The organism is Hanstruepera neustonica (genome assembly GCF_002895005.1).
Taxonomy (GTDB): domain Bacteria; phylum Bacteroidota; class Bacteroidia; order Flavobacteriales; family Flavobacteriaceae; genus Hanstruepera; species Hanstruepera neustonica.
Genome location: NZ_POWF01000002.1, coordinates 492,187 through 499,047 on the forward strand (window position 1 = coordinate 492,187; position 6,861 = coordinate 499,047).

4 protein-coding genes are annotated in these 6,861 nt (G+C 35.9%); 3 read left to right on the forward strand and 1 reads right to left on the reverse strand.

From position 1 onward, the window contains the following. Nucleotides 1-4 precede the first annotated feature (4 nt). Nucleotides 5-934, reverse strand: coding sequence for an isoaspartyl peptidase/L-asparaginase family protein (locus C1T31_RS06940; RefSeq protein ID WP_103051744.1), 930 nt, complete (start codon nt 932-934; stop codon nt 5-7). A gap of 100 nt (nt 935-1,034) precedes the next feature. Here C1T31_RS06940 and polA point away from each other — a divergent pair, with 100 nt between their 5' ends. From polA to C1T31_RS06955, 3 genes are read left to right on the forward strand one after another with little or no spacing between them, the layout of a single operon-like run. Continuing rightward, nucleotides 1,035-3,881 carry a DNA polymerase I gene (gene polA, locus C1T31_RS06945; protein WP_103051745.1) on the forward strand — a complete coding sequence of 949 codons (2,847 nt, stop codon included), beginning with the start codon at nt 1,035-1,037 and terminating at the stop codon, nt 3,879-3,881. A gap of 49 nt (nt 3,882-3,930) precedes the next feature. Then, entirely contained in the window at nt 3,931-5,112 is a 1,182-nt protein-coding gene (xerA, locus tag C1T31_RS06950) for a site-specific tyrosine recombinase/integron integrase (protein ID WP_103051746.1), read from the forward strand. Between the two features lie 54 nt (nt 5,113-5,166). Continuing rightward, complete coding sequence (locus tag C1T31_RS06955) at nt 5,167-6,600, forward strand: hypothetical protein (RefSeq protein ID WP_103051747.1); 1,434 nt, start codon at nt 5,167-5,169, stop codon at nt 6,598-6,600. Nucleotides 6,601-6,861: the final 261 nt, after the last annotated feature.

Genomic DNA, 6,861 nt, shown 5'->3' on the forward strand with positions numbered 1-6,861 from the left:
AATTTTACTTATAAATAGCAATTGTTTCCGTTCCCATAGATGATTTACAGGCACGATACATGCCTTCTGTATTAAAAGGCATAGCGATATTTCCTTGGGAATCTACAGCTATCAAACCGCCATCACCTCCTATTTTCAGAATGCGTTTATTGATAACCTCATTGGCTGCTTCTTGCAAACCCATATTTTTATACTCCATGAGGCAAGCCAAATCATAAGCCACGACACCACGAATAAAAAACTCACCACTTCCAGTACAGCTCACGGCACAAGTATTGTTATTGGCATAATTTCCGGCACCTATCATCGGGCTATCACCAACACGACCCCATTTTTTATTGGTCATACCGCCAGTAGAAGTGGCAGCGGCTATGTTTCCATCTTGGTCGCAAGCTACCGCACCAACGGTCCCAAATTTAGAATCTTTCTTTGTAGAATGATCTAACTGAAAATTATTGGTGTCCTTTATATCCAACCACTGCTTGTGTCTAAATTCATCATAAAAATAATCGGCATCTTCCAACCTATAATTTAGCTCTTTCGCAAACTGCATAGCGCCATCACCTGCCAAAAATACATGCTCGCTCTTATTCATAACATCCTTTGCCAGGCATACAGGGTTTTTGATTCCGGTAATCAAACTTACTGCACCAGCATTTAGGGTTTTACCATCCATAATGGCTGCATCCATTTCATGAGAACCTTCAGCGGTAAAAACACTACCCTTACCAGCATTGAACAAGGGCGAGTCCTCTAAAACTTTTACAGCTGCCTCAACAGCATCAACTGCAGTGCCGCCATTTTCTAATAAGTAATAGCCAGCATCTAACGCATCTTTTAGAGCGTCTTTATATTTAGTTTCCAATTCTGGTGTCATCATACCTTTCACCAAGGTACCAGCGCCACCATGAATGGCTATTGAAAAAGTTCTCATTTGCGAATTTTTGAGGTTGTGAAATTACAAATTGCAAACCAATTCGCATTCATGAAAGCATAACTTTTTGTAGTTTTGAGATTCTTACAAAAACAATCCTATGTCAGAACAAAAACGCCTATTCCTTGTTGATGCCTATGCACTCATTTTCCGTGGTTATTATGCTTTTATAAAAAATCCAAGAATCAATAGCAAAGGTGTTGATACCTCGGCCATCATGGGTTTTATGAACTCACTATTGGATGTGATTAAGCGTGAACGTCCTGATCATCTAGCGGTTTGTTTTGATAAGGGTGGTAGTGTGGATCGCGTAGAAATGTTTGAGGAATACAAAGCCAATCGAGATGAAACACCCGAAGCTATAAAAGTAGCAGTGCCCTACATTCAGGAGATTTTAAAAGCCATGCATATTCCTATTATGGTCAAGGAAGGTTATGAGGCTGATGATGTTATTGGAACCTTATCTGTTCAAGCAGAAAAGCAAGGCTATCAAACCTTTATGGTCACACCAGATAAAGACTTTGCCCAATTGGTAACGGAAAATGTCTTCATGTACCGCCCTAAATCCTTTGGTGGTGGTTATGAAACCTGGGGAATTCCTGAAGTGCAGAAAAAATTCGAGGTTGAAAGCCCGTTGCAGGTTATTGACCTTTTGGGTATGATGGGAGATTCCAGCGACAATATTCCAGGATTGCCTGGTGTTGGTGAAAAAACAGCCAAAAAATTTATTCAGGCCTATGGTAGTATCGAAGGGCTATTTGAAAACATCCATGAATTAAAAGGTAAAATGAAAGAAAAGGTTGAGTCCAATCAAGAATTGGGTCTTTTATCTAAAAAATTAGCGACCATTATGCTGGATGTTCCAGTGGAATTTGATGAAAAAGATTTTGAACTCAACACGCCGGATATAGAAAAGGTCAAAGAAATTTTTCAGGAGTTGGAATTTAGACGCCTCACTGAAAACTTTATAAAAACATTTGCTACTGAAGAAGACGTTACAAATGCTACCACAGAAGCATCAAAAACGGAAGAAAAACCTAAACCTGTAGCTAAAGCTACGGCTGGGGCAGGCCAATTTTCATTATTCGGCAATGATGGCGATGTTTCAGAAGAAAACATTTCAGAGTTTACCCGAAAAACAGCTGAAACCACAAGCCATTTTTATCAGAGCATCGCACCAGGTATGGCAACCAAACTGTTTATTAAAAACTTAATGAATCAAACCAGTGTATGTTTTGATACCGAAACAACGAGTATCAATCCCATTGAAGCCCAATTGGTTGGTATTGCATTCTCTTGGGAAACAGGCAAAGGTTTTTACCTTCCCTTTCCTGAAAATAACGATGATGCTCAAGAATTAATTGAACAGTTACGCCCATTTTTTGAAAATGATGCCATTGAAAAAATAGGACAAAATTTAAAATATGATATTAAAGTTTTAGCCAAATACAACCTTCAGGTTAAAGGCAAGCTATTTGACACCATGTTAGCCCATTACCTGATTAATCCTGACATGCGACATAATATGGATGTGCTGGCTGAAACCTATTTAAACTACACCCCTATTTCCATTGAAACGTTGATTGGTAAAAAAGGGAAAAATCAATTATCCATGCGTGACGTTCCCTTGGATAAACAGACCGAATACGCCGTAGAAGATGCTGATATCACCTTGCAGCTTAAAGAACACTTTCAAAATGAATTGGGCGAAGCCAATACGCAAAAACTGTTTGATGACATTGAAATTCCGCTATTGCGTGTTCTGGCTTCCATGGAATTGGAAGGCATCAATTTAGATACCGAGTTTTTGAATACCTTATCCGTAGAATTAACCAAGGATATATCTAATCTCGAACAAAAAATTTACACCGAAGCTGGGGAGGAGTTCAATATTGCCTCACCCAAGCAATTAGGAGACATTTTATTTGAGAAAATGAAATTGGTAGATAAGCCTAAAAAGACAAAAACAGGACAATATTCAACCGCTGAAGATGTCTTGAGTTACTTGGCAAAAGATCATGAGATTATTCAGGATATTCTAGACTTTAGAGGTTTGAGCAAACTTAAAAGCACCTATGTAGATGCCTTACCGCTGCAGGTTGAACCAACTACAGGTCGTGTACATACTGACTATATGCAAACGGTTGCCGCTACTGGCCGATTGAGTAGTAATAACCCTAATTTACAGAACATTCCTATTCGTACCGAACGCGGTCGTCAAGTACGGAAAGCTTTTATTCCCAGAAACGAAGATTACACCCTTTTAGCTGCCGATTATTCACAAATAGAACTGCGTATCATTGCCGCTTTAAGTGAAGAAGAAACCATGATTGAAGCCTTTAAAAATGGCGAGGATATTCACGCATCAACGGCCTCAAAAGTATTTAATGTACCTATTTCAGAAGTCACCAGAGAACAACGTAGTAATGCTAAAACAGTTAATTTTGGGATTATTTATGGGGTTTCAGCTTTTGGTTTGAGTAATCAGACCAATTTGTCACGTAGTGAGTCCAAGGAATTGATTGACACCTATTACGAAACCTATCCGAAACTTAAAAGCTATATTGGCAAACAGGTTGATTTTGCCAGAGACCATGGCTATGTGCAAACAGTTTTGGGTCGTCGTCGTTATTTAAAGGATATCAATTCCCGAAATGCTGTGGTGCGAGGAGCCGCAGAACGCAACGCCGTTAATGCCCCTATTCAAGGTAGTGCCGCTGACATTATAAAAATTGCCATGATTAATATTCATAATAAATTAGAGGCTGGGCAATACAAAACTAAAATGTTGTTGCAAGTACATGATGAATTGGTTTTTGATGTTTTTAAAGCCGAATTAGACACTATTAAAACACTCATTAAATCAGAAATGGAAAACGCCTATAAATTAACTGTCCCTTTGGTAGTTGATTTAGATACAGGTGACAATTGGTTGGAGGCGCATTAGATTTTTTATTCGCTTTTTTGTAAATTTAAGATTTGCAATCATATTAATTATGAGTAATCTACCTATTGTAACACTTTCGAAAGCCAACCATAGAAAAGAACATCAAATATTAATAGAATTTAAGCACGATTGGGTTTTAATAGATGTTGTAAAACATTTACCACAAGCCAGATGGAGCGCCACTTTAAAAAGTTGGTATATTAAAAACACACCCAATAATCTAAAGAAAATTTACGATGTATTTAAAGGACATGCCCATGTAAACAGTGACCATTTGTTTAGCAAATCCATTACAAAAACGCAGGAGTTTCCCAAAAAACAAAAACGTCAATTATCACTAGAGCAAAGGGATTTACTTAATAGCTTTTATAAGTATTTAAAAGGCAAAAGGTATAGTAAAAGTACCGTTGAAACCTATAGTTTTTTTATTGCAGATTTTATTGAATTTAACCAAAGTAAAGATTTAATTTCTCTTACCAATAGGGATGTTGAGCTTTTTATTGAATCTGTTTTTATTAAACGTAACTACTCTATTAGCACCCAACGGCAATTTATTAGTGCTGTGAAGCAGTTTATCATTTTTTATCCTGAAACCCAAATTAGTAATCTGGCACTCACTCGTCCAAAAAAATCAAAAAAGCTACCAACTGTTTTATCTCCAGAAGAAATCATAGCCATTATTCAATGCACTCGTAATCTAAAGCATAGAGCTATTATTACCCTTTTATATTCAGCTGGATTACGGATTGGTGAATTATTGGCTTTAAAATTGAGGGATATTAGCTTAACAAGAAAGCAAATACATATACAAAGTGGTAAAGGCAGAAAAGACAGGTATGCCACATTAGCTGAAAGTTTTTTACCCTTACTTAATAATTATATGTCCACTTATGAACCTACCTACTATTTTGTAGAAGGTGCCAAAGGCAAACCTTATACAGCAAGCAGTATTCGAAAAGTTTTAGCTCGATCTTGTAAAGCTGCTGGGATACATAAGCCTGTGACACCACATACTTTAAGACATAGTTATGCAACGCATTTATTAGAAAATGGTGTAGGGTTACGTCATATCCAAGAATTATTGGGACATGCCAAACCAGAAACCACAATGATTTACACCCATGTAGCACGTAAGGATTTAATGGATATAACGAGTCCATTGGATATGGCTGTAAAGCAATTATCAAAAAGTGATAAAGTGGAACAAAAGTTCCTATTATCCCGAAAATAGCACCCAAAAATGAGTATATTTATCCACATATAACGAGTTGTGCACAATAAGAAAATGACAAGAACAATCAATATAATTTCGGGAATATTAATAGCTTCATTGCTATTTACAAATTGTTCCTCTGACAAAAAGAAGAATAGGAATATTCCTGTCGAATCGATTACCGAAATCGATTCTATTCTTTCCCCAATAACTGAAAATTTCGAAATTCAAGGGAACCAAGAAAGTGTTATAAAAGGCAAAAAGGGAACTTCCATATACATTCCTGCTAATGCATTTCAATTCACAGATGGAACTGAACCAAAAGAAACTATCACAATCAAAATTAAAGAGTGCTTTAGTCTTACAGATATGATTTCCGAAAATCTTCACACTGTTTCCGGAGACAAAATACTTGAAACCAACGGAATGGTTTATCTAAATGCAGAGGCAGATGGTAAAAAACTATCCATAAAACAAGGCAAAGCTATTGCTATTGGATTTCCAAAGAACGGATTGGATAAAGAAATGGATTTGTTCTATGAATTTAAACTTAATGATAGTGTAAAAACTTGGATTCCTGATTATAAATTCTTTGAGACTAAATCGACCACTGAAACTGTAGTTGAAATTGATAGTTTAGATTTAATCGGAGAAGACATAGGATATGAAATTGAGTATCCTATTGAAATGACTGAAGACCTTTATGACTATGGTTATTGGATTTCATTGCGAACTGCAACATTTGATGAAATAAAACTATTAAATAGAGAAGAAACAGTTGTAGACTTTATAGAGAATCCTAAAAATATTGATAGTGTAAATGCACATCTTTTTTACAAAAATAACTGGAGAGCTGATTTCGATTTCTACATCAATAAAAAGGGGGAAATCTACAATTTAAGGCCAAATAAGGATATTGGAATAACATATAATAAACAGGCTTTAAAAATTGCAAGAGAACTATTCGAATCCTTACCACCTTTTGATATTGAAAACTATGAAAGAGATATAAGAAATGATTGGGATTATTCTCTCGGAATTATGAGTAGTCGTTCAATTAATTGGAAAAGATTTAAACAAAAATTTAGGAATCAGTATTCTGATTATACAAATCAAGCTATTCAAAAAATTGACCAAAATACATTACAGTACTATATGTTTTCTGCAACAGAAATGGGCTGGATAAATTGCGATAGGTTTTGGGATATTGAAGACAGCGAAAAAACAGATTTTATTGTAAAAACCAACAATCCAACCGAAACTAAAATTCAAATAATATTCAAAGATATTAAGAGCATAATGACTGGAACTTATGAAAATGGAGTTTTAGTCTTTAAGAACATTCCAAAAGGAAAAGAAATAAAGGTTATTGGAATAAGTTATTCAAATGGAAAACCGACACTTGCAGTTGGTGAATCATTTACTGATTCTAAAGATTTTGAACTTACTAATTTCCAGGAATTTACGCTTGACCAATTGGAAATTGAACTGAATAAATTAAATTAAAAATTACTGTGCACAACATTGGCTATAAGTAATTGCTTGTTCTCGCCTACTTCTGAAAATCCTTGCGGATTTTCAGTTTGGTGTGTACTTGCTAAGTTAAGTGCTAACACACGCAACTACTCATAGCCGAGACCGTTACCCACAAGCTGAAAAACCAACCACACAAAAGCAAAGAGTGCTATCGCACACATTGCTTTTTTCCCACCTCTGACTAATAATGCTAATTATAGTCTGTTGTTTAAGCTGAATACTAAAGTTAGC